This is a genomic window from Olsenella sp. Marseille-QA0557, from assembly GCF_965119725.1.
GTDB lineage: Bacteria > Actinomycetota > Coriobacteriia > Coriobacteriales > Atopobiaceae > Coprovicinus > Coprovicinus avistercoris.
On the sequence record NZ_CBCPMI010000001.1, the window covers coordinates 1,604,075 to 1,630,757 of the forward strand.

Genomic DNA, 26,683 nt, shown 5'->3' on the forward strand with positions numbered 1-26,683 from the left:
TATCAGTACAGTTTTGATGTAAGTGCATGTATTTTCTTTAGTGAAAGGGAGTGGGCATGGCCACATTCTTCGAAGGGGAGTCCCATACGTTCTCTGAGTATCTACTCGTTCCAGGTTACTCCTCGGCGGAGAATATTCCCGCCAATGTTTCTTTACGCACGCCTCTTGTGAGATATAAGCGTGGTGAAGAGTCGCCTATTAGCCTGAATATCCCTATGGTATCCGCCATCATGCAGTCTGTTTCAGGCGTCGATATGGGCGTTGCGCTTGCAATGGAGGGCGGTTTAGCTTTTATCTATGGCAATCAGACACCCGAAGCTGAGGCTGCTATGGTAAAGGCTGTCAAGGATTTCAAAGCAGGCTTTGTTCAGTCTGACTCAACACTTACACCAACCATGACCATGGAGCAAGTCATGGATCTCAAGCTTAAGACTGGCCACTCCACCATGCCGGTAACTGACGATGGAACCCCTCATGGCAAGCTTCTGGGCATTGTTACGAGCCGCGATTATCGTCCTACACGTGATGACCACTCCGCTCTTGTAGAGACGTTTATGACCCCTCGCGAGAAGCTCATTGTTGGTGACAAGGACATTACCCTTAAGCGTGCCAACGATGTCATCTGGGAGAATAAACTCAATGCACTTCCGGTGGTTGATGAGAACGACCACTTGATGGGTATCGTATTCCGTAAGGACTATGATCAGCATAAATCCAACCCTGACGAGCTGCTTGATGCCAACAAGCGTTATATGGTTGGTGCAGGCATTAATACGCGTGACTATGAGAAGCGTGTTCCGCTGCTGGTGGATGCCGGTGCAGACATTTTGTGTATCGACTCTTCCGAGGGTTTCTCGGAGTGGCAGAAGCGCACCATTGAGTGGATACGTGCTGCCTATGGCGATTCAGTCTATGTTGGCGCTGGCAATGTTGTAGATGCTGATGGCTTCCGTTTCCTTGCTGAGTGTGGCGCTGACTTTGTAAAGGTTGGTATTGGCGGCGGTTCCATCTGCATTACGCGTGAGACCAAAGGTATTGGTCGCGGCCAGGCCTCTGCCGTTATTGATGTGTGTCGTGCACGTGATGAGTACTATGAAGAAACGGGTATTTACGTCCCAGTTTGTTCTGACGGCGGCATTGTCTATGACTATCACATGACGCTTGCTCTGGCTATGGGCGCTGACTTTATGATGCTTGGACGCTACTTCGCTCGCTTCGATGAGAGCCCAACCGAACGCGTTAATGTCAACGGTCAGTATATGAAAGAGTACTGGGGCGAGGGTTCCGCACGTGCTCGCAATTGGCAACGTTACGACCAGGGTGGTGCCAGCAAGCTTGGTTTTGTTGAAGGCGTTGATTCCTACGTTCCGTATGCTGGCTCGCTTAAAGAGGGCGTTCGCAACACGCTGTACAAAATTAAGTCCACTATGTGCAACTGTGGTGCACGTACGATTAAAGAGCTGCAGCAGAAGGCGCGTCTTACCCTTGTTTCAGCAACCTCTATTGTTGAGGGTGGAGCCCACGACGTTGTGGTAAAGGATTCCCAGCATAGCGTTACCTATCACTAAACCAACAGCACATACTTATATTGCCGCTCTCATCTCCACAGGAAATGTTCCTGAGGTTGTGAGGGCGGCTTTTCGTATAGCGGTATCATTTCTATCTTGATGCTTTTCAGCAAAAGACAACGTATTGCTATACAATGACCCGGTTAAACGTTTGCACGAATAAGGGAGTGGCACTATGTGCGACGGCGCTAAACATACCAATTCCTTTGAGATTCCTTCTTACGATGCCGAGAAGATCGAGACATCGTGGCAGAAAATCTGGGAAGAAGAAGAGCTCTACAAGACCGATGAGGATCCCTCTAAACCCAAGAAGTATGTGCTTGAGATGTTCCCGTATCCTTCGGGAGACCTGCATATGGGTCATGCACGCAACTACACCATTGGTGATGCAATGGCTCGACAGGCTCGCATGCGCGGTTTTGATGTGCTTCACCCCATGGGTTTTGACGCCTTTGGTCTCCCTGCAGAAAACGCTGCAATTAAGCACAATACTCAGGCTAGCGTCTGGACGCATAAGAATATAGAGCAGGCAGTTAAAACTATGCGTCGCATGGGCTTTTCCTACGACTATGATCGTATGTTTAATACCTGTGACCCTGAATACTACAAGTGGGGCCAGTGGATTTTCCTTAAGATGTGGGAAAAGGGTCTTGTTTATCGCGACAATTCTCCTGTCAATTGGTGTCCTGGTTGCCAGACAGTTCTTGCAAATGAGCAGGTCGTTGATGGTAAATGCTGGCGGTGTGGCTCCGTTCCTGAGAAGCGTGCTCTTTCTCAGTGGTATTTCAAAATTACTGATTATGCCCAAGAGCTTCTCGATGATCTTAAGAAGCTTGAAGGTAAGTGGCCTGAGCGTGTTCGTGCTATGCAGGCAAACTGGATCGGGCGTTCAGAGGGTGCAGAGATCGACTTTACCCTTGCTGATACCGATGGCATAACTCCCACCGATACCAAAATTACCGTCTTTACCACACGTCCTGATACGCTCTTCGGTGTTTCGTTCTTCTTGCTGCCGCCCGAGAGTCCGCTTGCGGCAGAGTTGGTTGCTGGTACGGAGTATGAACCTGCATTCCTTGAGCTTAAAGCTGCGGCTGAGAAGGTTTCCTCCGTAGATCGACAGGGCTCCGAACGCGAAAAGCACGGCGTATTTACTGGCTGCTATGTAATCAACCCCGTTAATGGCCGTCCTGCCCCTATCTGGGTCGCCGATTATGTACTCATGGATTACGGCACCGGTGCCGTCATGGGTGTTCCGTGCGGCGATCAGCGCGATTTCGATTTTGCTAAAAAGTATGGCCTGGAGATCGCACCGATTATCTGTGAGAAAGACGATCCGCTTTACGAGGAACTCAAGGATGAGCGTGAGCTTAAGGTAACTTCGGTTGACTGGGATCATGCAATGGAGGCCGAAGGCTATCTGGTGCAGTCCGGGCAGTTTACCGGCATGAAGGGCGGCAAGCATTCCGAGGCTGTCGATGCAATTATCGATTGGCTTGGCGAGCAAGGTCTTGGTCGTAAGACGGTGCAGTTCCGTTTGCGCGACTGGCTTATTAGCCGTCAGCGTTACTGGGGAAACCCCATTCCTATGATCCATTGCGATTGCTGTGGTGACGTTCCCGTTCCTTATGAAGATCTTCCTGTTACGCTGCCTGACACACTTGATCTGGGTGCCGGCGAGACACTTGCTCAATATGCACCCTTCTATGAGACGACCTGTCCAAAGTGCGGACGTCCCGCTAAGCGTATAACCGACACAATGGATACCTTTACCTGCTCAAGCTGGTATTATCTGCGCTATTGCGATCCTCATAATGAAGAGCTTCCGTTCTCTAAGGAAGCAGTGGATCGCTGGATGCCGGTGGATAACTACATTGGCGGTATTGAGCATGCTATTTTGCATTTGCTCTACAGTCGTTTCTTTACCAAAGTCTTGCGCGACCTTGGCATGATTGATATTGATGAGCCCTTCGAGAACCTCCTTTGCCAGGGTATGGTGAAGGATGCCAATGGTGACACCATGTCAAAATCCAAGGGTAATGTTGTGCCACCCTCTTCGGTGATTGAGCCCTATGGTGCGGATACCATGCGTCTTGCAATTCTCTTTATCGCTCCGCCCGAGAAGGACTTTAACTGGGACGAAGAGGCTGTTGCTGGCGCTAATCGCTTTATCAAACGTGCTTGGCGTGTAGTGTGGCTGCTCTCTCAAAACGCATCAGAGGGCTCGGTGGACGTCTCTAAGCTCGATGCAAGCGGCAAAGAGCTGTGGCGCACACTTAACGCTATGGGCATAAAGTGCACAACAGACTTTGATCGTGGTCAGTTTAATACGGCTATATCTGCTGTGATGGAGATTACTAACGCTGCTTCTAAGTATGTAAATGAGGTAGCTCTTGATAAACGCAATCCTCAGCTTTGCTTTGCTGTTGCACATGCAATCGTGACGATGCTTGCTCCGATTTGCCCGCATTGGGCTGAAGAGCTCTGGCATAAAGCGCTTGATCAGGAGGGCTCTGTTTACAATGCAGCCTGGCCTGAGTTTGATGCTGAGGCGGCTAAAGCCGATGAGGTCGAGATTGCTGTTCAAATTAAGGGTAAGGTCCGCGCACGTATCACAGTGAGTGCTTCAGCCTCTGATGAAGAAGTTGGCGCTCTTGCACGTGAGGCAGTTTCTGAGCAGCTCGCAGGTAAAGAAATCAAGAAAGTGATCGTCATTAAAGGCCGTTTGGTGAATATTGTGGCGGTTTAGTTTATTTCGATAATTACCTGCACAGATAACCTGTGCAGGTAATAAGTAATCTTGACGCACGTTCTTTTGTGCGTGTATATTTACACACAATAGCTTGTTGGATTAGGAGGAAGTGGGGTGCACGTTTGCCCTGCTTCCTTTTGTCTGTAAGGCCGAAAGGAGTGCATGTGGCCAACGAGAGTCTTGTGAAACGGCTTCTTACCGAGCTCGAACAAGTTGCACCGGAACATAATGCCGACATTGTAGATGTTGAGGTTGTGGGTGCTACTAAGGCGCCGTGTGTTCGTGTGCGGATTGATCATGCACAAGAAGATGCTGCCCCAATAACCCTTGATGAAGTTTCTGCCCACAGTTCATGGGTTAACGAGGTTATTGATGAGGTTGATCCGTTTCCTGGCTCCTATACCGTTGAAGTATCTTCTCCGGGCTTAGATAGGCCGCTTCGTCGTGCTTGCGATTTTGAGCGGTTTGCTGGCGAACGTGTCTCTCTGGTGCTTCGTGCACACGAAGGTCGTCGTCGCTTTACAGGTGAGCTTGTCGGCATGCGCTCTGGGCAGGTTGTACTGAGCTGCGACGACGGTGAGCATGCATTTAATCTTGATGAAATTGGTCGTTGTACTATCAAACCTCAATTCGACGCCTCGGGTTCCCCCGAGGGTCGCAAGTAGACCAGGAGGGGAAATATCATGGCATCCGAAATGATGGAAGCGCTCATGGCGCTGTGTCAGGAAAAGCATATAGATCAGCTCTACTTGCTTGACTGTCTCGAGCAGTCGCTCGCAAAGAGCTATGCAGATATTCTGCATCTCGACTGGGGCGCCAAGGTTACTATCGATCGCGCTACAGGCAGGATTTATGTCTACCGTCTTGAGCCTCGTGACGAATCATTTGATGAGGAAACAGGCGAATTTACTGAATATGATGAGATTGATGTAACGCCTCCCGACACCAGTCGTATTGCTGCCCAGCATGCTAAGGCGGCCATCAACGCAATTGTGCGCAATGCTGCTCGCCAGCAGATTTATGAGGAATTCTCTGAGCGCATTGGCGACATTATCACCGGTACGGTACTTCAAATTACCAATGAGTTCACAATTGTAAAGATCCGCGAAGGTGTCGAGGCTGAGCTGCCTTATTTCGACCTTCGTCGTCATCCCGAGGAGCGCAATGAGCGTCCTCAGGGCGAACGTTATTCTCACAATCAGCGTATTAAGGCCATTATTGTTGATGTGCGCGACCCGAATAGCAATGCACAGCCCATTCGCGGTGAGCATATGCGTCCTTCAATCGTAATCAGCCGTACGCATCCCGATCTTATTCGCCGTCTGTTTGAGCTCGAGGTTCCCGAGATTTACGACGGTGTCGTTGAGATTCGTTCAATTGCCCGTGAGCCTGGTGCGCGTTCTAAGGTCGCTGTTTCTTCACTCGATAGCCGTCTCGATCCGGTTGGCGCCTGTGTTGGACCGCGTGGTAGCCGCGTGAGAACAGTCGTATCCGAGCTGCGTGGCGAGCGTGTAGATGTGGTTCTTTGGAGTGACGATCCTGCAACGTGTGTCGCCAACGCACTATCGCCGGCTAAGGTTAGCCGCGTTATTGTCGACCCTGAAACTGGTCATGCAACGGTTATTGTGCCTGACGATCAGCTTTCCTTGGCAATTGGTAAGGAAGGTCAGAATGCTCGTTTGGCAGCCCGTCTTACTGGTTTGCACATCGATATCAAGAATGAATCGCTGGCTGCCGGTATTCTTCGCGGTATGGCCGCTGCTGAACCTGAGCATGAGGAAGTCAGTGAAGATGAAGAGCATCGTTGCGAGTATGTGGGCCCCAATGGTGTCCGTTGCCGCAACATGGCTCGTCCTGGTTCTCCATATTGTGGCATCCATGAGAAGATGGCTGAGCTTGCCGATGTGGAAGTATCAGACGATCCAGATTCACTGATTTAAGCCTGGGCAGATGCCCCGAATTCGATGAGACATAGAGAAGGGAGTGCCCATGGCAAAAGTTCGTGTTCATGACCTTGCTAAAGAATATGGAATGACAAGCAAGGAAATGCTTGGTCATCTCAAAGATATGAAGATTCCAGCCAGCTCTGCATCATCTGCACTGGAAGAGGCGTATGTCTCAATGGTGCGCAAAAAGCTGGCCCCCATTCTTGAGGCGCGTAAGGCTGAGATTGAAGAGCAGAAACGTCTTGAGAAAGAAGAGCACGAGCGCGAGGAGCAGGAAGCTCGCGTTAAGGCCGAAGAGGAGCGCCTTGCAGCAGAGCGTCGTCGCGAGGTAGAGCGTGCCGAGGAAGAGCGTCGTCGTGCTGCCGAAGAGAAGGCTCGTGCTAAGGCAAAGGCAGAAGAAGACGCGCGCCGCGAAGCTGAGCGCAAAGCAGCTGAAGAGGCTGAGCGAAATCGCGTGCATGACAATGCTCCCAGCTCTGTTCCTTCTATGGCGAGCTTGTTAGAGCAAATCGCTCAGCAGGAAAAGGTCCTTGCGGAGACCAAGGCTCACAAGGAAGAAGAGCGCAAGGCTGAACGTGAAGAGCGTCGCAGCTCACGCAATTCGCGTGGTTCTCGCAATTCCCGTTCTTCGAACAATGATGCTCCAAGCAGCGAGCCGCAGCATCGCAGGAGCCGCAATAACACGGTGGGTGCCGCTGCAATGGATGTTGCAGGTGAACAGGCCCGTGCTGAGGGAGCTGGAAAGAATAGGCGTGGTCGCGGAAACAAGAACCACCACAATGAGAACTCCAGCGAGGATCGTTACAGCCGTATGGCGCGTGCAGCCGAGGAATATAATCGCGAGCATGTTCTCGAAGAGGCTCGCGCTGCAGTTGAAGAGGCAACCCGTGAATCCACAGGGCGTCGTCGTAAGCGCAAAGAGCGTCGTCAAAAGCAAGCTAAGGAAGCAGCTGAACAGCAGCGCATAGAAGAAGCCATTGCGAACGACCAGGATCTTTCGCAGCTCGATACGGTAAAGGTTCCGCAGGGTTCTACCGTAGCTGAGCTGGCAGATCTTCTGAATGTGTCCGCTAACGACATTATTAAGCGTCTGTTCTTGTTGGGCACGCCTCTTACCATGACGCAGAGCATGACTGACGATCTCATCGAGCTTGTGGCTGATGACCTGGGTCGTAAGGTTCGCGTTATGACCAAGGAAGAGGAGAATTCGTTCACCTTCTACGACGATCCGAAAGATCTGCTTCCGCGTCCTCCAGTGGTTACGGTAATGGGACACGTTGACCACGGTAAGACGTCGCTTCTCGATGCTATTCGTCATACCGGTGTTGCTGAAGGCGAAGCTGGCGGTATTACACAGGCTATTGGTGCTTCCCAGGTGCTTATCAACGGAAGGCCTATCACCTTTATTGATACGCCTGGTCACGAAACCTTTACTGCCATGCGTGCACGCGGCGCTAAAGTAACCGACATCGTTATTCTTATTGTTGCTGCTGATGACGGCGTTATGCCTCAGACTGTTGAATCTATCAACCACGCAAAGGCTGCTGGCGTGCCTATCATCGTTGCAGTCAACAAGATTGATAAACCCGGTGCAAACCCGGATAAGGTCCGCCAGGAGCTCACGGAATATGGCATTATTCCCGAAGAGTGGGGCGGCCAGAATATGTTCGTAAATATTTCTGCCAAGAAGAAGATCGGTATCGACGAGCTGCTTGAGACCGTTCTGCTTCAGGCCGATGTTCTCGAGCTCAAAGCCAATCCCAACACCTTTGCTTCCGGCAACGTACTTGAGGCAAAGCTGGATCGTGGTCGCGGTTCTGTAGCAACGGTTCTCGTAACGCGCGGTACTCTGCATGTGGGCGATGCGCTTGTTGCGGGACTCTCTTTTGGTCGCGTACGTGCTATGGTCGATCCTAAGGGCAATTCCGTTGAGGAAGCTGGCCCTTCGGATGCTGTTGAGATTTTGGGTCTTCAGAGCGTTCCTATGGCAGGCGACGAATTCCGCGTCTTCCAAGACGAGCGTGATGCACGTGATTTGGCCGATCAGCGCGCCCTCAAGGCCCGTATTGAAGAGCAGAACCGCGTGAAGCATGTCACGCTTGAGAACCTCTTTGACACCATGGCATCTGCTGATGTTAAGGAACTGAATCTCATCATCAAGGCTGATGTTCAGGGCTCTATTGAGGCTCTTCAGGATTCTCTCAATAAGATGGATCAGTCTGAGGTACGCATCAATACCATTCACTCTGCTGTTGGTGCTATTACCGAAACCGACGTTATTCTCGCCGATGCCTCCAATGCAATTATCATTGGCTTTGGTGTGCGCCCGGAGGCCAAGGCACGCAATGCTGCCGAGCGTGCTGGCGTTGAAATTCGTACCTATAGCGTCATTTACAAGGCCATCGAAGATATCGATGCCGCTCGTATTGGCATGCTCAAACCCACCGAAGAAGAGCACCAGACGGGTGTGGCAGAGGTTCGCGAGACCTTTAAGGTGCCCAAAGTCGGCGTTGCTGCTGGCTGCATGATGAGCGAAGGCGAAATCTCTCGCGACGATTCCGTGCGCCTTGTTCGCGATGGTATCGTGGTCTTTGAGGGCAAGATCGCTTCACTCAGGCGCTACAAGGATGACGTTAAGAGCGTTAAAGCAGGCTTTGAGTGCGGCATCAGCCTTGAGAACTATCAGGACTTCCACCCCGGTGACCTTATCGAGGGCTTCCGGATCGTGGAGGTTGCTCGTACAGAATAGCGAGGTGGACCATGAAGCAGAACTCTGGATCACGTCGATCAAATGAGTTGGCACGTGAGAAACTTGCGAATATTTTGCTGTATGAAATTGCCGACCCTGACCTCGCGTTCGTTACCATAACGGGCGTGGAGGTCTCGGTTGACCGTTCCTTTATGCGTGTATACGTAAGCTGTGAACCCGATCGTTACGATGAGGTTTTGGCTGCGCTTGCACGCGCTAAAGGGAGGATTCGCTCATTGCTTGGCCGTAGTCTCGGTTGGCGAGTAACGCCTGAAATTGCGTTTACCATTGATACAACCACCGATGAGGCTGAGCGTATCGCTCGGGCACTCGAAAATGTTCCAGAAACCATGTCAATCGAGAAAGACGAGCAAGGTTATCCGGTTGAGCATGAGGATGGATCTGAAGAGGGTGTATCCGAGGAGGGAGGCGAGGCTCGTTGAAACCATGCGAGCCCATGCCTGCAGAGGTATTTGAAGCGCAGATCGCAGCGTTTGACGAACTTGCTCATGAGATTGAGCAAGCAACAACAATTGCGCTCTGCGCTCATACAAACCCTGATGGTGATGCACTTGGATCGGTGCTTGGTTTAGCTCGTATCATTCAGCATCGTTGGCCAGGCAAACGAGTTGCATGCCTTTTGGCTGACCCTGATCCAGTGCCACGTCTCTATCGCTTTTTGCCAGGGGCCGATACTTTTATACATGTTGACGAGTATGTCGAAGATCCTGATTTATTTATCATGGTCGACTTACCGCATCCATCTCGTCTTAATGAAGCTCGTAGTCTTGCTGAACAGGCACATCATCTTGCTGTAATCGACCATCATCCTCAGGTTGATAAGGTGGCAGAAGTTTCTGTCATTCGTCCAGAGGCTGCTGCTACCGGTGTTATCGTTGCCGAATTTGCACTTCATCTTGGGCTTGAGCTTGATGAAGATCTTTCTCAGTGTTTGATGTGCGCTATTGTTACCGATACCGGTCGTTTCCAATATCAAAATGCCGATGCAGAAGCATTTGAGATTGCAAGTGTGTTGGTAGATGCTGGGGCTGATCCGAGTGAAATATCTCTGCATGTATATCAGAGTTTCCGCTTGGAATACCTTCATCTTCAGTCGATAGTAATGGGCAGGATCATCACGTTTGATGAAGGGCGCGTTGCCTATAGCTATGCTACACACGCCGATCTTGAGCGTACTGGAGCCCATCCTGATGAATGCGATGGTCTTATCGATATAGTTCGTTCTGTTGAGGGCTCTGAGGTTGCTCTCTTTCTCAAAGAAGCGGGGGATGGCACGGTTCGTGGCAATCTCCGTTCAAAGGCGGACTGGGATGTTTCCCGAGTGGCTCGAGCGCTCGGCGGGGGAGGTCATAAGGCTGCTGCTGGTTTTACTGCGCGGGGAAGCATTGATGAGGTTCTTGCTACCGCTTTACCATTGCTGCGCAGTTTGCTCGATGGGAGTTTGTCGTGAGGCGTGGTCCTTCTCCGATCAATGCACTCTTTGCTCTTGATAAACCTACAGGTATGACAAGTCACGATGTAGTGTCGCGTGTTAGGCGCGTGTTGGGCACCTCTCGAGTTGGCCATGCTGGAACTTTGGATCCTGCTGCTTCAGGTGTACTTGTCATTGGTGTTGGACAGGCGACCAAACTTTTGGGTCTGCTGACGCTTGATCGCAAACAGTATAGAGCTACGTTTTCTCTTGGCGTGCAAACAACGACCGATGACGCTGAGGGAGATAGCATACAAACCGCTCCAGTTTCACCTGAACTACTTTCATATCCTAAAGCCTTAGAAGAGGTGAAGGGTCTGATTGGAGAACAAGATCAGGTTCCACCGGCGTATTCAGCTGTTTCGGTTGGTGGGAAACGCGCATATGCTGTGGCGCGGGCGGGACAACAGATAGAACTTCCTTCTCGTCATATTCAGATTTTTGATGCCAAGCTTGTAGATATCGATCCAGAACAAGCTACATGGACACTCGATTTGGATGTTTCCAAGGGAACTTACATTCGAAGCATTGCACGTGATTTAGGTCAAAAGCTTGGTTGCTTTGCTCATGTAACTAACTTGCGTAGGTTGACCTCGGGTTCTATCAGTCTGAAAGATTGCCTCACACTCGCAGAACTTGAGGCCGATGGCCTTGCGGCTATTCGTGCCCATTTACTTGATCCAGTGGAAGCACTTGAGCTTTTCTCGTATGAGCTTGCTGATAATGAGTGCAAACCCGTTATGCATGGGCGTCCATTTGTGCCGCAGTTTCAGCAAAGTTATTCAAATAACACCAAGATTGCCCTAACGTATAAGGGCGGACTAGCTGGCATTTGGCGTTATGACGGTACGTATGTGCGCTGCGATGTAAACTTTCCTCAGGCAATTGAAGGAGTGTGCGTTTGACCACCTTTCTAGAATGTAGCCTTTTACAAATGAGTCCCGAAGCGCCACTTAAACCCGCACAAACTATTTCGCTTCTGAGCGACGCACTTCAGGGGAGAGATTCTTCTCACAACCACGTGCTTGATGTGAATCTTGACGGCTTTTCTGCAAAAGCTTTCATACCTCATGGAAAAAAGATTCCATCTTCAGCAGCGCCTATTGCCTGTGCAATTGGAGCTTTTGATGGCGTACACAGGGGTCATCAAGCACTTATCGATCGTTTACTGACAAGAGCACAAGAGCTCAAAGCAGCTCCTCTTATCGTGACCTTTTCTCCTGATCCAGCTGAAGTTCTGTCTTCTGTAACAGATGGCATCGAGTTACTTTCTGTATCTGAGCGCATTCAGCTCCTGAGTACTTGCGCTTCAGTGCCAATTATTGCCCTTCATTTCACTCCTGAACTCGCGCAGGTTTCCTACGATGTTTTTGTACGTGATGTTTTGCAGCGGTTAGGGACGCTGCGCCTTCTAGTTGTAGGCGAGAATTTCCAAATGGGTGCGAAAGGAGCCGGAACAGTTTCTGCTCTCTCTGAACTGGGAGCTCAAGATGGATTTGAAGTTATTGGTCTCCATCTTGTTGATGATAATGGCTCCGCTGTGAGTGCAACGCGTATCCGCAGCCTTATCCATGTCGGGCGTGTTGAACAGGCAGCAGGCATGCTTGGCCGTTGCTACTGCGTAGAAGGAAAAATAATTCATGGGAGGGGAGAGGGAAAAACCTTTGGATTTCCTACTGCTAATGTTTCTCTGTCCGCTCGTTCATGTTTGCCAAAGCAGGGTGTTTTTGCTGGATTTGTTGTTTGCGGAAGCCACGCATGGCCTGCTGCACTCAACGTAGGTTTGCCACCTACTTTTACTGATACGCCAGCTACATCCCAAGCTTTTCTTGAAGCGAATCTTCTGGGTTTTTCTGGAGATCTTTATAATCGAGATGTAACGGTTGTTTTTGTTCGATGGCTTCGGGATTCTCGTCCTTTTTCTTCAGTAGAAGAGCTAAAAAAAGTGGTTCTCTCAAATATTGACTGGGTACGAATGACCTTAGGTGAACACGAAGTTAATCTAGGGGGCACCAATGATCTCTGATGAAGACAAGGAGCGTGTACGCAAAGAAACAGACTTTGTTGCACTTGTGTCAGAGACCGTGCCGCTCAAGCAGCGTGGTGGTGAGTTTTGGGGATGCTGTCCTTTCCACCATGAGAAAAGCCCGTCATTCAAGATCAATCCCTCAACAGGCTTATGGCATTGTTTTGGCTGCGGTAAAGGCGGAGACGTTTTTGATTATATTTGCGAACGAGAAAATCTTTCCTTTCCCGACGCCATTCGTTATTTAGCCGATAGATCTGGTATAGAACTTACCGAGGAGCATGGCTCTACGCACCATGGTCCAAAGCGCAATCGCCTTATCGATTGCTTAACAGAGGCACAGGCGTTTTATGCTTTATTGCTTCTGCGTGGAAAAGGCAAAGATTGTGCTGCGGGTCGCTCGTATTTGGCGGGTCGTGGATTTGGCTCTTCGGTGTGTCGCCGATGGGGGCTGGGATTTGCTCCAGGCCATGCGCAGCTCGTTTCCCACCTCTCTCAAAAGGGTTTTTCTGCTGCCGAGATGATTGCGGCAGATTTGGCTGTAGAGCGAAATAACCATCTTCAGGATAGATTCTACGATCGGGTAATGTTCCCAATTCGTGATGAAGGTGGTCGTGTTATCGCATTTGGTGGGCGTGTTCTAACCGACGCGAAACCCAAATACCTCAATACTAAAGAGACAGCTGTCTTTCACAAATCAAAGCATATGTTTGCCTTTGATCGTGCAAAAGAGACAATTACTGCGCAAAGAACCGCAATTGTTTCCGAGGGATATACCGATGTTATTGCCATGCATGAGGCTGGTTTTACCAATGCGGTTGCCGCTCTGGGAACATCGTTTTCACTCGATCATGTTCGCACCTTATCTCGGTTTGCGCATACCATTATTTGCCTGTTTGATGGTGATGCAGCGGGACAGCGAGCTGCAGAGCGTGCAGTTCGCTACGTTACCCAGACCGATGCTGATCTGCGCTGTGTTGTCTTACCTAACAATTTAGATCCAGCAGAGTTTCTTGATACCTATGGTCCTGATGCGCTTCGTGAGGAATTGGGAAAATCTCGACCACTTATCGACTTCGTTTTTGAACACCGTCTTGCAGGCTACGACTTAACTGTTCCGGGACAGCGCGTGAAAGCGCTGCATGAATTGGCGTCTATCTTGGCGCCACTTAAAAACTCAGTTTTGTTGGATGGCTATGCGACACGTTTAGCAGATGCGCTAGGCACAAATGTTGCAGAGACGCGCCGTGCAATTCAGCAAGCAAAACCTGCTGAGCTTGAGACTGAAACAACTCCTCGTGATCAACCGGTTCATGCACAACAACCGTCTTCTGAGATGCGTACTTTTTCTCTGGATGAGCGTCGGCAAATTTTAGTTGAACGTGAACTGTTAGCTTCTATGGCAGAAAACCTTGATGCATTTAGAACATATGCCGATCGACTAGGGTCTTTTTCTTGGACAGATCCTGTTCATGAGACGATTGCATGGGCGATGTTGGCGACCCCCGCAGGAACTACGCCACGCGAAATTATTACGACCGTTGAAGCTGTTGTGCCCAAAGCTCGGCAAATCTTGGCGGAAAGCCAGTTCCCGGCTTCTTCTGATGATGTGGAAAAGCGTGCAGCATTTCTCATTGATCAAGTAGATCTATTCTCTACCAAACGACGTATTCGTGGGATAAAAGCGCGTTTGCAGACCTCCGATCAGTCTCAGGATGCAGAAAAACTCTTTCGAGAGGCAACTCAGTTGCAGCGATATGTCAATGAATTAAGTGAAAGGCTCTCTGAGGGTTATGAATAGGCCGGAATAGGGTAGAATTTAGCGGCTATGTCGAAAGGAGCCACGTGGCCAAGAAGAAGAACGATATCAAGCTCCCTAAAGAGCTGAGCATTGTCGTAGACAACATCGTAAAAAGTTCAGATGGAAAAAGCGTCACTGAAGATGATATCCAGATCGCGCTGCGTGAGGTGGATATCAACGATGAGGAGCTTTCCGATATTTACGATGCCTTAAGAGCAAAAGGTGTCGATATCGAAGCTGATGGTGACGGGACGCTTTCACCGGATCTTTTAGCCACAATGGGTGGCGTCGCTGATGATGACGATGATGATCCTTTTGGCGATGATGTCGACGATGACCGCAAGGCAGCTCTCGAGGAAACAAAAGTTGCCGATGAGGAGCTTCGTGCTGCAGCAAAAGTTCGTCAACCTCAACGCCGCTCTGCGCGCAGCAAAGCACGTCGCCGTGTTGATTCAAGTACGGTTATGCTCACGGGCGATCCGGTACGTATGTACTTGAAAGAAATTGGTAAGGTTGACCTTCTTACCGCCGCTGAAGAAGTTAATCTCGCCATGAAGATTGAGGCTGGCACCGATGCTGCTCAGCATCTTGAAGCTGCTGACATGGGAGAAGAGGAACTCACACGTGCGGAGCGTCGTCGTCTTACACGTGTTGAACAGGTGGGTCTTGAGGCAAAGCAGGCGCTTATTTCTGCAAACTTGCGTCTCGTTGTCTCTATCGCTAAACGCTATGTGGGACGCGGTATGCTCTTCCTGGATCTTATCCAGGAAGGTAATTTGGGTCTCATTCGCGCAGTTGAGAAGTTCGACTATACCAAAGGCTTCAAATTCTCGACGTATGCTACCTGGTGGATTCGCCAGGCAATTACGCGTGCTATTGCCGATCAGGCTCGTACTATTCGTATCCCAGTGCACATGGTAGAGACCATTAACAAACTCGTACGTGTGCAGCGCCAGCTCCTTCAGGATTTAGGTCGTGACCCAACTCCCGAAGAGATTGGCGAGGAGATGGGTATGAGTGCCGATCGCGTGCGCGAGATTCAGAAGATCAGTCAGGAGCCTGTGTCCCTTGAGACGCCTATTGGCGAAGAAGAGGATTCACAACTGGGCGACTTCATTGAGGATTCTCAGGCAGTGGCTCCTCCAGATGCTGCAACGGATTCAATGCTTCATGAGCAACTCGATCAAGTGCTTGATGGCCTTGCCGATCGTGAGCGCAAAGTAATTAAGCTTCGCTTTGGATTGGAAGATGGTCACCCCAGAACGCTTGAAGAGGTTGGTCGCGAGTTTGGTGTTACGCGTGAGCGTATTCGTCAGATCGAGAGCAAGACGCTTGCCAAACTGCGCCATCCCAGCCGTTCAGGCCGACTGAAAGACTATATGCAGGAGTAGAGAAGTTTCTTTCTCTTGAATTATTGAATTTGAGTGCCGGCTTCATGCCGGCACTTTTTGTTTATAGCCTCTCTTGCAATCTGTGGCTCAGGTGCAACAATCTCTCTGCTGGATTCAGAAATGCTGTACGGCTATTCCAGCAGATAGTGTTTTGTATAAAACAGGTTACTTCCTGACTAGAGAGCTAGCATTGGGGCAAATTATGTAGGGACAAACAATAGCTAAAGAATAGAGCGTTCCACAATCTCAAAAAGGCTGATATCTCTATGTATGAAGTTGGTAGAGCAAAAATAGAATGCTGGGATACAGACGGTTTTCGTCGAGGTTCAAAAGTTGATTTTGAACAGAATGGATCGCAAATCATAGCCACTTCAAATGGCTATACAATTGGCGAAGTTCCGCTGGAATGTGTCAACATCATTGAGGATCTTGGTATTGAAAATATCCAAGCTGAAATTAAGGTTATTGGCTTCGGTTATGTAGAAATAGCACTCTATGATTCTTCGAGAATTGACGATATTTCGGGAGTTGAATATCCCGAAGCTGTGCTGCGCGGAGTAGATGGAGAGATCCGTCTCTATTCCAATTTTGCAATCTATCTGAAAGATTCTGGCGAGTCAGAACGAAAAGAGTTAAACAGTGTAGTTGCTCGAGTTGAGTCTGGAGAAGAGGCGAGTAGTCGCATTACGGTTACTCGCATGCTTTTGGTTGGAATTTTTTCGTTAGCCATAAAAAAGAACCGAGGTGGAGAGAAGTTTTTAACACTTGAGGGTCCTGATTTCCTGTGGGCTCTTGAATGTAGCAAAACCCAGACCAACGATGCTGTTCGTTTTGCCGTTAAAGTCAATGACAAAGTTAAACAATTAGGCACAATTACTACGCATCATATGGAAGGACTTGCTTCCAAGGACGGCAGGCTACATGCGGCAGTGTTTGAGCGAGATAGTTCTGGAGAATCTGAATCTCTAGCTCTTATGAAATCTAAGACTTCTGAGGTCGAATCATTGTTTGAAAAGATTCAAAGCAGCGGTTATGAGATTGTTGAAGCAAGCTATGATGGCACGCAGCTCTTTGTGACCTATAAATAGTCAAGGCTCTATAACACTTCATAGATATTGTCAGATCTGAGAAATCATAATAAAAAAGCCCTCTGAAAAGAGGGCTTGAAAATTCTGGCTCCCCGGGTAGGGTTCGAACCTACGACACACTGATTAACAGTCAGTTGCGCTACCGCTGCGCCACCGGGGAATATGTCGTGCGCTTTGCACAAGAAGTAAGTATACCGAATACTATTTTAGGTGCAACCATTTTTTTCAAATTCTTATGCGTTTGAGCTTCCATAATTTGGCAAGCTACTTAATAAAGGCACTTTACCTGGCGAAATAGCAATCATTGAGATCTTTGACCAGAATAATTGATGCCAGTTATTTCATTTGCAAGCACGCTTCCACCATGGATAAACGCCTCTGCAAGCTTTTCCCAATCTGCGAGCGCTTCTTTTAGACGATCATTAAAAGAGTCATTCGATTGTTGGCCCGTAAATGGATTTGTCCAAAGGAAATGCTCAATATTTGCTGCAGCGTCTGCAGAAAGATCTTGTGTTGGGTGAGCAAGCGACGAAAGCATTGAATGCCTTCTGAATAAGCGTTCGAGTTTTCCAATTTTTTGATTACGATTCGAGCCAGCTGGTTCAATGAGTTGGTACACCTGCCTCATATTGTTAACTGCATGCGGGTACTCATCGACATCAAGGTCAATCCCGAATGTTGTGAGAGCAACATGACTCATGAGTGCTCCTGCAACGCGACCGATTCTCTCTGTACAAATGAGAATCTCGGCAGGCGGATATTCCTGAACCGTTACTTTTCTTGTTTGCCAAAGAAGCCAACAATCCAGATCGCTTTCGATAATGGCATGTACTTCATTTTCTGCGTCATTTAAATCTACATTCGCGGAAATAAGATCATTTTGCTGAGCATAGACATACGGATGAACTGTTCGATCTAAGGCGTAATGAGAGAGCATGCCCAATGCGAATGCGCGTCCAATACGACTATCAGCAACCGGAAGTCTTTCTACACCCGTGTGCATAGCTTGGAAAGCTTCATAGATATGTTCATTGTGCATACGATGGGCAAGCTCATGTGATGCATGCAGTTTTCTCGGTATTCCTGAGAAGCGGAAGAAGAACGGATCAGGACCTTGGTTTCCCAAAAGAAAAGCTAAGAGTTGTTCCTCACCGTCAATAAGGCCTTCCGGTAATTCTTTCTGAGCTCTCTCACCAAATAGACGGTGTGTAATAATCGCGGGCATTTTGCCTCCCATCGCATAGGTTATGTCTATTCGTACCCCTTAAAGCTGTTATCAATAGCTCAGATTGCGGCTGAAAAGCGAGAATGTTTTACGTCTGGCTTACCTATTTGTGTCATAGACGGAATTAGCATGCATTAAGCAGCGTATGATCTTTTTAATCGATGTAGAACAAAGCTGCGCTCAGAGGAAGGACGTAGCAACCATGAAATTTACGAAGTTAGAGCGAAACTGGGTGCTCTACGATGTGGGTAATTCTGCGCTTGTCTTATTTAATACGTCTGTTGTTCCTATCTATTTTAATGCAATAAACCAGGGGGCTTCGGCAGCAGAGCTTGTTACTGCTTGGGCTAATGCTCAGACGGTTGCTTCGCTTGTTGTGGCGCTTCTCATGCCGATTTTGGGTTCTTTGGCTGATTTCGCCGGCAACAAAATTAAATTCTTTTTAGGTGCCTTTCTTACAGGGTTTGTTTTGTGTCTTGCACAGGCAATCCCTATGAGTGCGTTGCCATTTCTCGTGGTCTATGTGCTTTGTACTATCGGGCTTAACTCGTCGATGACATTCTACGATGCCATGCTCACCGATGTAACAACCGACGATCGTATGGATAGTGTGAGCTCATCGGGTTATGCATGGGGCTACATAGGTTCTTGCATTCCATTTATCGTCTGCATTGGACTCATCTTGGGTGGACCAGCCGTTTTGGGCTTGGATATGCTCTGGTGTGTACGTGTCTCATTTATCATTATTGCTTTATGGTGGCTTGTTTTTACGTTGCCGCTTGTGCGTACGTATCGACAGCGTTTTGGCAAAACACTTGGTGAAGGAGCCACGCTGGGCACCGAGATTGCAAAAACGTTTAAGGGCTTAGGAACAACATTAAAAAGTATTGCAAAAGACCGCCAGCTCTTTATCTACATGATCGCGTTCTTCTTCTACATCGATGGTGTTCATACTGTTATTTCGATGGCAACCACATACGGATCATCACTGGACATTGATTCCACACAACTCATTTTGGCGTTGCTTGTGACTCAATTCGTTGCATTTCCCTCTGCGATTGCTTATGGGCGTCTGGCAGGGAAGTATGGCACCTTGCGCATGATATTGATTGCTGTATTTGCGTACGTGTGTATCGTGCTGTTTGCAGCGTTTTTCCTTCAAAGCGCTTTTGAGTTCTGGATTTTGGCTATCGCAGTGGGGATGTTCCAAGGTGGCATACAAGCTCTTTCAAGAAGCTACTTTGGAAAGCTTGTTCCGAAAGAACGTGCCAACGAGTATTACGGTTTCTTCGATATTTTTGGACGCTATGCAAGTGTGATGGGTACGTTTTTAGTAGCCACAGTGACATCCCTTACAGGATCAGCAAGCTATGGAGTGCTCTCGATCGGGGTTCTTCTCATCATTGGATTTGTATTGCTTCTCAAGCTTCCAGATGCTCGACATGAGATATCAAAATAAGGGTCAGACAAAATTTTTCGAAAAATAGCTTCAAAAGGTCTTGGTCATATGGTGAGAAATACCGTTGACCGAGACCTTTTGACCATCTGCAAGGATTTAAGGGCAAAAGAGCAGATAAATGAGGGATTATGACACCTGCCGAACGCGAGAATCACTATCCCAATTATGTAGGAAATGTGTAGACAAGCGCTAAATCCTCGTTCTCACTTGCAGCCGAGGCTTGGCGTGCGTATAGTCATTTCTCGCGCCGCGGGGCAAGCCCGACGGCCGCGAACCTTGAGAACCGGATACTGCAACTGAGAAGTTGTTAAAGACAGCTAAGAGTTCAAGCAGATAAGAAGGGTTTTTACCCTGTCTTATTTCTTTTGAATCCGAAGAATCGACAGCGTATAAGCTGGAGCCTGACGATTAACTTATTTTAAAACGTTTTTTATTCCGTTCTTGTAAGAACGGTATTTTGAACGGAGAGTTCGATCCTGGCTCAGGATGAACGCTGGCGGCGCGCCTAACACATGCAAGTCGAACGATTAAAGCACTTTCGGGTGTGTATAAAGTGGCGAACGGCTGAGTAACACGTGGGCAACCTGCCCCTCGCTCAGGGATAGCCTCGGGAAACCGGGGGTAATACCTGATAATCCGTACTTCCCGCATGGGTTGTACGGCAAAGCCCAGACGGCGAGGGATGGGCCCGCGGCCTGTTAGCTTGTTGGTGGGGTAACGGCCTACCAAGGCGACGATGGGTAGCCGGGTTGAGAGACCGACCGGCCAGATTGGGACTGAGACACGGCCCAGACTCCTACGGGAGGCAGCAGTGGGGAATCTTGCGCAATGGGCGAAAGCCTGACGCAGCGACGCCGCGTGCGGGATGAAGGCCTTCGGGTCGTAAACCGCTTTCAGCAGGGACGAGGCGAAAGTGACGGTACCTGCAGAAGAAGCCCCGGCTAACTACGTGCCAGCAGCCGCGGTAATACGTAGGGGGCGAGCGTTATCCGGATTCATTGGGCGTAAAGCGCTCGTAGGCGGTCCATTAGGTCGGAGGTCAAATCCCGGGGCTCAACCCCGGTCCGCCCCCGATACCGGTGGACTTGAGTGTGGTAGGGGAAAGCGGAATTCCCGGTGTAGCGGTGGAATGCGCAGATATCGGGAAGAACACCGGTGGCGAAGGCGGCTTTCTGGGCCATCACTGACGCTGAGGAGCGAAAGCTGGGGGAGCGAACAGGATTAGATACCCTGGTAGTCCCAGCCGTAAACGATGGACGCTAGGTATGGGGGGGACGATCCCTCCGTGCCGCAGCTAACGCATTAAGCGTCCCGCCTGGGGAGTACGGCCGCAAGGCTAAAACTCAAAGGAATTGACGGGGGCCCGCACAAGCAGCGGAGCATGTGGCTTAATTCGAAGCAACGCGAAGAACCTTACCAGGGCTTGACATGTGCGTGAAGCCGGGGAGACCCGGTGGCCGAGAGGAGCGCACACAGGTGGTGCATGGCTGTCGTCAGCTCGTGTCGTGAGATGTTGGGTTAAGTCCCGCAACGAGCGCAACCCCTGCCGTATGTTGCCAGCACTTCGGGTGGGCACCCGTACGGGACCGCCGGCGTCAAGCCGGAGGAAGGTGGGGACGACGTCAAGTCATCATGCCCCTTATGCCCTGGGCTGCACACGTGCTACAATGGCCGGCACAACGGGCTGCGAACCAGCGATGGTAAGCGAATCCCTTAAAGCCGGTCCCAGTTCGGACTGGGGGCTGCAACCCGCCCCCACGAAGTCGGAGTTGCTAGTAATCGCGGATCAGCACGCCGCGGTGAATGTGTTCCCGGGCCTTGTACACACCGCCCGTCACACCACCCGAGTCGTCTGCACCCGAAGTCGCCGGCCCAACCCGCAAGGGAGGGAGGCGCCGAAGGTGTGGAGGGTAAGGGGGGTGAAGTCGTAACAAGGTAGCCGTACCGGAAGGTGCGGCTGGATCACCTCCTTTCTAGAGAGCATCTTTAGAAACATCAGATCCAGTATTGTCGATGTCTTTAATCAATTTTTCGGAAGCAGTGTTCGGTCCCGAGGGTTCGCCCTCGCGCACCTTGAGAGCCGCATAGCGTGATAGTTAAGAGAATTATTTCTCTGCGAAGATCGCATCTATTTGTTGATAAATCAACAAAACAATAGTGTGTATACCCAAGATCATCAGATCTTGTAAGAGAAGATGATAAGGGCGCACGGTGGATGCCTTGGCACTGGGAGCCGATGAAGGACGTGACAAGCTGCGATAATCCTCGGGGAGGGGCACATACCTTTTGATCCGAGGGTCTCCGAATGGGTAAACCCCACAGGATTCATTTCCTGTGATTCTCTGGCCGAACACATAAGCCAGAGAAAGGTAACCCGGGGAACTGAAACATCTAAGTACCCGGAGGAAGAGAAATCAACCGAGACTCCCCGAGTAGTGGCGAGCGAAAGGGGATGAGGCCAAACCGGTAGTAGCGTAAGCGCTGCCGGGGTTGTGGGGCCTGCTATCGCGCATTGTTTCACAGGAGCAGAACGGTATGGGAAGGCCGGCGAAACAGGGTTACAGCCCCGTATGCGAACTGTCAAACAATGTCAGCAGGTACCCGAGTACCGCCGGACACGTGAAACCCGGTGGGAATCAGGGGGGACCACCCTCCAAGCCTAAGTACTACCCAGTGACCGATAGCGAACAAGTACCGTGAGGGAAAGGTGAAAAGCACCCCGGGAGGGGAGTGAAATAGTACCTGAAACCGTGCGCCTACAAGCAGTCGGAGCACCTTCTAAGGTGTGACGGCGTGCCTTTTGTAGAATGAGCCAGCGAGTCACGGTCCGTGGCGAGGTTAAGCCACGAAGCGAGCCGTAGCGACAGCGAGTCCTAACTGGGCGTTTTAGTCGCGGGCCGTGGACGCGAAGCCGGGTGAGCTATCCATGGGCAGGCTGAAGCGGGGGTAAGACCCCGTGGAGGGCCGAACCCACCTAGGTTGAAAACTGGGGGGATGACCTGTGGATAGGGGTGAAAGGCCAATCAAACCCGGAGATATCTCGTTCTCCCCGAAATAGCTTTAGGGCTAGCCCCGGGCAACTTACCTGCGGAGGTAGAGCACCGGATGGACGCGGGGGCCTCACCGCCTACCAACTCCAACCGAACTCCGAATGCCGTAGGTCTTTACCCCGGGAGTCAGAACATGTGGGCTAAGCCGTGTGTTCGAAAGGGAAACAGCCCAGACCGCCCGCTAAGGCCCCTAAGTCCATGTTAAGTGGCAAAGGATGTGCGTCTGCTCAGACAACCAGGATGTTGGCTTAGAAGCAGCCACCCATTTAAAGAGTGCGTAATAGCTCACTGGTCGAGTGGACATGCGCCGACAATACACGGGGCTAAACATGGCGCCGAAGCGGCGGAATGGATAGCAATATCCATTGGTAGGGGAGCTTTCCGTCTGGAGTGAAGCGTATGGGGTGACCCTGCGTGGACCGGCCGGAAGTGAGAATGCTGGCATGAGTAACGAGAGAGATGTGAGAAACATCTCCGCCGTAAATCCAAGGTTTCCTGGGCGAGGCTAATCCCCCCAGGGTCAGTCGGGAGCTAAGGCGAGGCCGGAAGGCGTAGTCGATGCACAGCAGGTAGACATTCCTGCACCTCCGACGAGACGCTATGACCGAAGGGATAACGGAGGAGGGTAGCCGAGCGGGGTTCTGGACGTCCCCGTGATGGCGCGTAGGCTGTGGAGTTGTGAAATGCGCTCCACGTGACGGCTGAGGCGCTGGACGAAGCACTTAAGCGAAGTCGGTAAGCCCATGCTCCCAAGAAAAGTCTCTAGGCAGTCTCTAGGAGCCCGTACCGCAAACCGACACAGGTGGATGGGTAGAACATACCAAGGCGATCGGGAAAACCATGGTTAAGGAACTCGGCAAAATTACCCCGTAACTTCGGGAGAAGGGGAGCCGGGCTTGGTGGAGGGGCGTGCCCCCCGAGCTAGGTCTGGCCGCAGTGAAGAGGTCCAAACGACTGTTTATCAAAAACACAGGACTCTGCTAAGCCGTAAGGCGACGCATAGGGTCTGACGCCTGCCCGGTGCCGGAAGGTCACGGGGAGTTGTTATCCTTTGGGAGAAGCAGCGAACCTAAGCCCCGGTAAACGGCGGCCGTAACTATAACGGTCCTAAGGTAGCGAAATTCCTTGTCGGGTAAGTTCCGACCTGCACGAAAGGCGCAACGATTTGGACACTGTCTCAACCATGGACCCGGTGAAATTGCACTAGTCGTGAAGATGCGACTTACCCGCGGAAGGACGGAAAGACCCCGTGAACCTTTACTGCAGCTAGACATTGGCTGCTGGGGCGTCGTGTAGAGGATAGGTGGGAGACTGTGATGCAGGGGCGCCAGCCCCTGCGGAGTCGCCCTTGGAATACCACCCTCGGCGCCTTGGCATCCTAACCCGCGGCCCTAATCGGGCGTGGGGACCGTGTCTGGTGGGTAGTTTGACTGGGGCGGTCGCCTCCTAAAGAGTAACGGAGGCGCGCGTAAGGTCTGCTCAGGACGGTCGGCAACCGTCCCTTTGAGTGCAAGAGCACAAGCAGGCTTGACTGCGAGACGTACAGGTCGAGCAGATGGGAAACCAGGCTCTAGTGATCCGGCGGCCCGGCGTGGAACGGCCGTCGCTCAACGGATAAAAGGTACTCCGGGGATAACAGGCTGATCTTCCCCAAGAGTCCACATCGACGGGAAGGTTTGGCACCTCGATGTCGGCTCATCGCATCCTGGGGCTGGAGCACGTCCCAAGGGTATGGCTGTTCGCCATTTAAAGCGGTACGCGAGCTGGGTTCAGAACGTCGTGAGACAGTTCGGTCCCTATCCTCCGTGGGCGTAGGAGAATTGCGGGAGGCTGCCCCTAGTACGAGAGGACCGGGGTGGACGGACCTCCGGTGTACGGGTTGTTGACCAACAGCATTGCCCGGTAGCTGCGTCCGGTCTGGATAACCGCTGAAGGCATCTAAGCGGGAAGCCAGTCCCAAGATGAGTTCTCCTTTTGGTAAGGCCACTCGTAGACTACGAGTTTGATAGGCTGCAGGTGTAAGGTAGGCAACTGCCTCAGCCGAGCGGTACTAATCGGCCGAGCTCTTCTCTTAAGCTTTCTTCTCAAGAACCTCTTAGCTACGCGCTGTGCGGCCCTCAGGGTGCGGTTTAAAACAGCATATGCCGAATGTCCCTTGCGGGTCGGCGGTTTTGGCGGGTGGGGTACACCCGGTCCCATACCGAACCCGGAAGTTAAGCCACCCCGCGCCGATGGTACTGCGGTTTAGATCGTGGGAGAGCAGGGCGCCGCCGACCCGCAAGCGACATTCGAAAATATGAACACCCTCGACATCGAGGGTGTTTTTGTATAGAGAGAGGGCGTGAGGGAGAGGCAGTTTAAAGCGTATCTCTGTTCATGCTGTGAGACTTCTCCAGTAGCTCGTTTGCTTTGTTAGGATATGTACCGTTCATGCGTTAATTGGTTGCCTTATCCCCGAGTTGCTGGAGGTATTTTGGACTCCAAAGATACGAACCTTTCTCACGCTGTAGATGCTAAAGGTTCTTCAGCTGAATTACGTGAGCGTACGTGGTATCCACCGCATAGGCGCGATCTTTTTATTCTTAAGCAGTTAGTCTCAAAAGACTTTAAGCTTAAATATCGTCGAAGTGCGCTCGGTGTAATTTGGAGTGTTTTAAACCCGCTCCTTATGATGATTGTTATGGCTGCTGTTTTTTCGTCGTTTATGCGTTATAGCGATCCTACGCTTGGCAATTATCCCCTCTATCTCATTTTGGGTAATACTGCCTGGTCGCTTATGAATGATTCGACAACGCAAGGTATGCAGTCGATACTTGGAGCTTCAGCACTGCTTAAAAAGGTAAAAATCAATCGGTTTGTTTTTCCCGTCCAAAAAGTACTTTTTGGTCTTGTTAACTATGCCTTCTCACTTATTGCGGTAGCAGTTGTTATGCTCTTCTTCCAAATTCCACTCACACCTTATGCACTGCTGCTTCCAGTGATTGTTCTTTTGCTTGGTCTTTTCTGTATTGGTATTTCGCTTTTCCTTTCTGCTGCTGCAGTTTTCTTTAGAGATGTTATTCATCTCTGGGGTGTTTTCCTTACTGCTTGGATGTATGCCACTCCTCTGTTCTATCCGTTCTCGATTCTTCCTGGATGGATGCAGACTTTTGAGGCGTTTAATCCCATGTATTGCTATATCACCTGCATTCGAGATGTCCTTCTGTATCAGCAGCTGCCAACAGTCAGTTTGTTAATTCGTTGTGTAGCTTTTGCTGTCTTTGCACTGGTCGTTGGTTGGTGCGTATTTAAACGTCATCAGCATAAGTTCATTCTTTACATCTAAGGGGAGATCGTGGGCGAATCTGTCACTTCTCAACAGGCTATCGAGACCCCTCATACTTCTTGTTCTCACCACTCCGGTGAGACCATCATTGATGTGCATGATGTCTCGATGATTTTTAATATTGCTTCAGAACAATTCAACTCTTTGAAAGAGTATTTTCTCGCTCTTACACGAGGTGAATTGAAATTTAAAGAATTCCGAGCGCTCAATCATATTAACTTTCAAGTTAAACGCGGTGAGTCGTTTGGTTTGGTAGGCACTAACGGTTCTGGCAAATCTACCATGCTAAAGATTATTGCTGGCGTTTTGGAAGCCTCGGAGGGAACCTGCACCGTTACAGGCTCTATCGCTCCGCTTATTGAGCTTGGTGCTGGCTTTGATATGGAGCTTACGGCAAAAGAGAATATCTATCTCAATGGAGCTTTGCTCGGTTATCGCAAAGATTTTATCGACGAACATTTTGATGAAATTGTTGCCTTTGCTGAGCTTCAGGATTTTATGGATATGCCACTTAAGAATTATTCGAGTGGTATGGTTGCTCGTATTGCATTTGCTATCGCAACAATCACAGAACCCGATATTCTTATTGTCGATGAGACGCTTTCTGTTGGCGACTTTTTGTTCCAACAAAAATGCGAGCGACGTATCAATGAGCTTATTGAGGCTGACGGGGTTACTGTTTTGCTGGTAAGCCATAGCATCGACTTGGTCGAGCGCATGTGTGATCGCGTGTGCTGGATTGAGAAGGGCGAACAGCGGATGATTGGTCCAACCGAAGAGGTATGTGCTGCCTATCGTAACTTGGGAGCGTGAT

The 26,683-nt window shown here is 50.2% G+C and carries 16 protein-coding genes, 1 tRNA gene and 3 rRNA genes; 18 read left to right on the forward strand and 2 right to left on the reverse strand.

Going from position 1 to position 26,683, the window contains the following annotated elements:
* Nucleotides 1-56: 56 nt before the first annotated feature.
* The 12 genes from ACQY6Y_RS07290 (at nucleotide 57) to ACQY6Y_RS07345 (ending at nucleotide 16,810) form a co-directional block, all read left to right on the forward strand.
* Nucleotides 57-1,568, forward strand: a complete 1,512-nt coding sequence (locus ACQY6Y_RS07290) for an IMP dehydrogenase (protein WP_428379655.1) — start codon at nucleotides 57-59, stop codon at nucleotides 1,566-1,568.
* A gap of 175 nt (nucleotides 1,569-1,743) precedes the next feature.
* Nucleotides 1,744-4,314: a leucine--tRNA ligase gene (leuS, locus tag ACQY6Y_RS07295; RefSeq protein WP_428379656.1), complete on the forward strand. Its 2,571-nt coding sequence runs from the start codon at nucleotides 1,744-1,746 to the stop codon at nucleotides 4,312-4,314.
* Nucleotides 4,315-4,481: 167 nt separating this feature from the next.
* On the forward strand, nucleotides 4,482-4,982 hold the full coding sequence (gene rimP / locus ACQY6Y_RS07300) for a ribosome maturation factor RimP (protein ID WP_428379657.1): 501 nt from the start codon (nucleotides 4,482-4,484) through the stop codon (nucleotides 4,980-4,982).
* Between the two features lie 18 nt (nucleotides 4,983-5,000).
* The gene (gene nusA, locus ACQY6Y_RS07305; RefSeq protein WP_428379658.1) at nucleotides 5,001-6,257 is read left to right on the forward strand and encodes a transcription termination factor NusA; all 1,257 of its coding nucleotides are present in this window, start codon (nucleotides 5,001-5,003) and stop codon (nucleotides 6,255-6,257) included.
* Between the two features lie 49 nt (nucleotides 6,258-6,306).
* Nucleotides 6,307-9,012, forward strand: a complete 2,706-nt coding sequence (gene infB / locus ACQY6Y_RS07310) for a translation initiation factor IF-2 (RefSeq protein ID WP_428379659.1) — start codon at nucleotides 6,307-6,309, stop codon at nucleotides 9,010-9,012.
* An 11-nt stretch (nucleotides 9,013-9,023) separates the two neighbouring features.
* The gene (gene rbfA / locus ACQY6Y_RS07315) at nucleotides 9,024-9,455 is read left to right on the forward strand and encodes a 30S ribosome-binding factor RbfA (protein WP_428379660.1); all 432 of its coding nucleotides are present in this window, start codon (nucleotides 9,024-9,026) and stop codon (nucleotides 9,453-9,455) included.
* Entirely contained in the window at nucleotides 9,452-10,483 is a 1,032-nt protein-coding gene (locus ACQY6Y_RS07320; protein ID WP_428379661.1) for a DHH family phosphoesterase, read from the forward strand. The genes rbfA and ACQY6Y_RS07320 overlap by 4 nt, the downstream gene beginning before the upstream one ends.
* Nucleotides 10,480-11,409 carry a tRNA pseudouridine(55) synthase TruB gene (truB, locus tag ACQY6Y_RS07325; RefSeq protein ID WP_428379662.1) on the forward strand — a complete coding sequence of 310 codons (930 nt, stop codon included), beginning with the start codon at nucleotides 10,480-10,482 and terminating at the stop codon, nucleotides 11,407-11,409. Before ACQY6Y_RS07320 ends, truB begins: the two co-directional genes overlap by 4 nt.
* Nucleotides 11,406-12,530: a riboflavin biosynthesis protein RibF gene (gene ribF / locus ACQY6Y_RS07330; protein ID WP_428379663.1), complete on the forward strand. Its 1,125-nt coding sequence runs from the start codon at nucleotides 11,406-11,408 to the stop codon at nucleotides 12,528-12,530. The genes truB and ribF overlap by 4 nt, the downstream gene beginning before the upstream one ends.
* Complete coding sequence (dnaG, locus tag ACQY6Y_RS07335; protein ID WP_428379664.1) at nucleotides 12,520-14,331, forward strand: DNA primase; 1,812 nt, start codon at nucleotides 12,520-12,522, stop codon at nucleotides 14,329-14,331. Before ribF ends, dnaG begins: the two co-directional genes overlap by 11 nt.
* A 44-nt stretch (nucleotides 14,332-14,375) precedes the next feature.
* Nucleotides 14,376-15,722 (forward strand): RNA polymerase sigma factor RpoD, encoded by a 1,347-nt coding sequence (gene rpoD, locus ACQY6Y_RS07340; protein WP_428379665.1) that lies wholly within the window; start codon nucleotides 14,376-14,378, stop codon nucleotides 15,720-15,722.
* Nucleotides 15,723-15,988: 266 nt separating this feature from the next.
* A complete protein-coding gene (locus ACQY6Y_RS07345) occupies nucleotides 15,989-16,810 on the forward strand; it encodes a hypothetical protein (protein ID WP_428379666.1) in 822 nt (273 codons plus the stop codon).
* A gap of 85 nt (nucleotides 16,811-16,895) precedes the next feature.
* Here ACQY6Y_RS07345 and ACQY6Y_RS07350 read toward each other — a convergent pair.
* Nucleotides 16,896-16,970, reverse strand: a tRNA-Asn gene (locus ACQY6Y_RS07350).
* A 141-nt stretch (nucleotides 16,971-17,111) separates the two neighbouring features.
* Nucleotides 17,112-18,035 (reverse strand): zinc dependent phospholipase C family protein, encoded by a 924-nt coding sequence (locus ACQY6Y_RS07355; RefSeq protein ID WP_428379667.1) that lies wholly within the window; start codon nucleotides 18,033-18,035, stop codon nucleotides 17,112-17,114.
* Between the two features lie 202 nt (nucleotides 18,036-18,237).
* Between ACQY6Y_RS07355 and ACQY6Y_RS07360 the strand changes: the two genes are divergently transcribed.
* The 6 genes from ACQY6Y_RS07360 (at nucleotide 18,238) to ACQY6Y_RS07385 (ending at nucleotide 26,682) form a co-directional block, all read left to right on the forward strand.
* Nucleotides 18,238-19,494 (forward strand): MFS transporter, encoded by a 1,257-nt coding sequence (locus ACQY6Y_RS07360; RefSeq protein ID WP_428379668.1) that lies wholly within the window; start codon nucleotides 18,238-18,240, stop codon nucleotides 19,492-19,494.
* A gap of 458 nt (nucleotides 19,495-19,952) precedes the next feature.
* Nucleotides 19,953-21,467, forward strand: a 16S ribosomal RNA gene (locus ACQY6Y_RS07365).
* Between the two features lie 215 nt (nucleotides 21,468-21,682).
* Nucleotides 21,683-24,618 (forward strand): 23S ribosomal RNA (locus ACQY6Y_RS07370).
* 87 nt (nucleotides 24,619-24,705) lie between these two features.
* Nucleotides 24,706-24,820: ribosomal RNA gene (gene rrf, locus ACQY6Y_RS07375) — 5S ribosomal RNA — on the forward strand.
* Together the 16S, 23S and 5S rRNA genes form the textbook arrangement of a ribosomal RNA operon.
* Nucleotides 24,821-25,017: 197 nt before the next feature.
* A complete protein-coding gene (locus tag ACQY6Y_RS07380; protein WP_428379669.1) occupies nucleotides 25,018-25,869 on the forward strand; it encodes an ABC transporter permease in 852 nt (283 codons plus the stop codon).
* 9 nt (nucleotides 25,870-25,878) lie between these two features.
* Nucleotides 25,879-26,682, forward strand: coding sequence for an ABC transporter ATP-binding protein (locus tag ACQY6Y_RS07385; protein ID WP_428379670.1), 804 nt, complete (start codon nucleotides 25,879-25,881; stop codon nucleotides 26,680-26,682).
* Nucleotide 26,683: the final 1 nt, after the last annotated feature.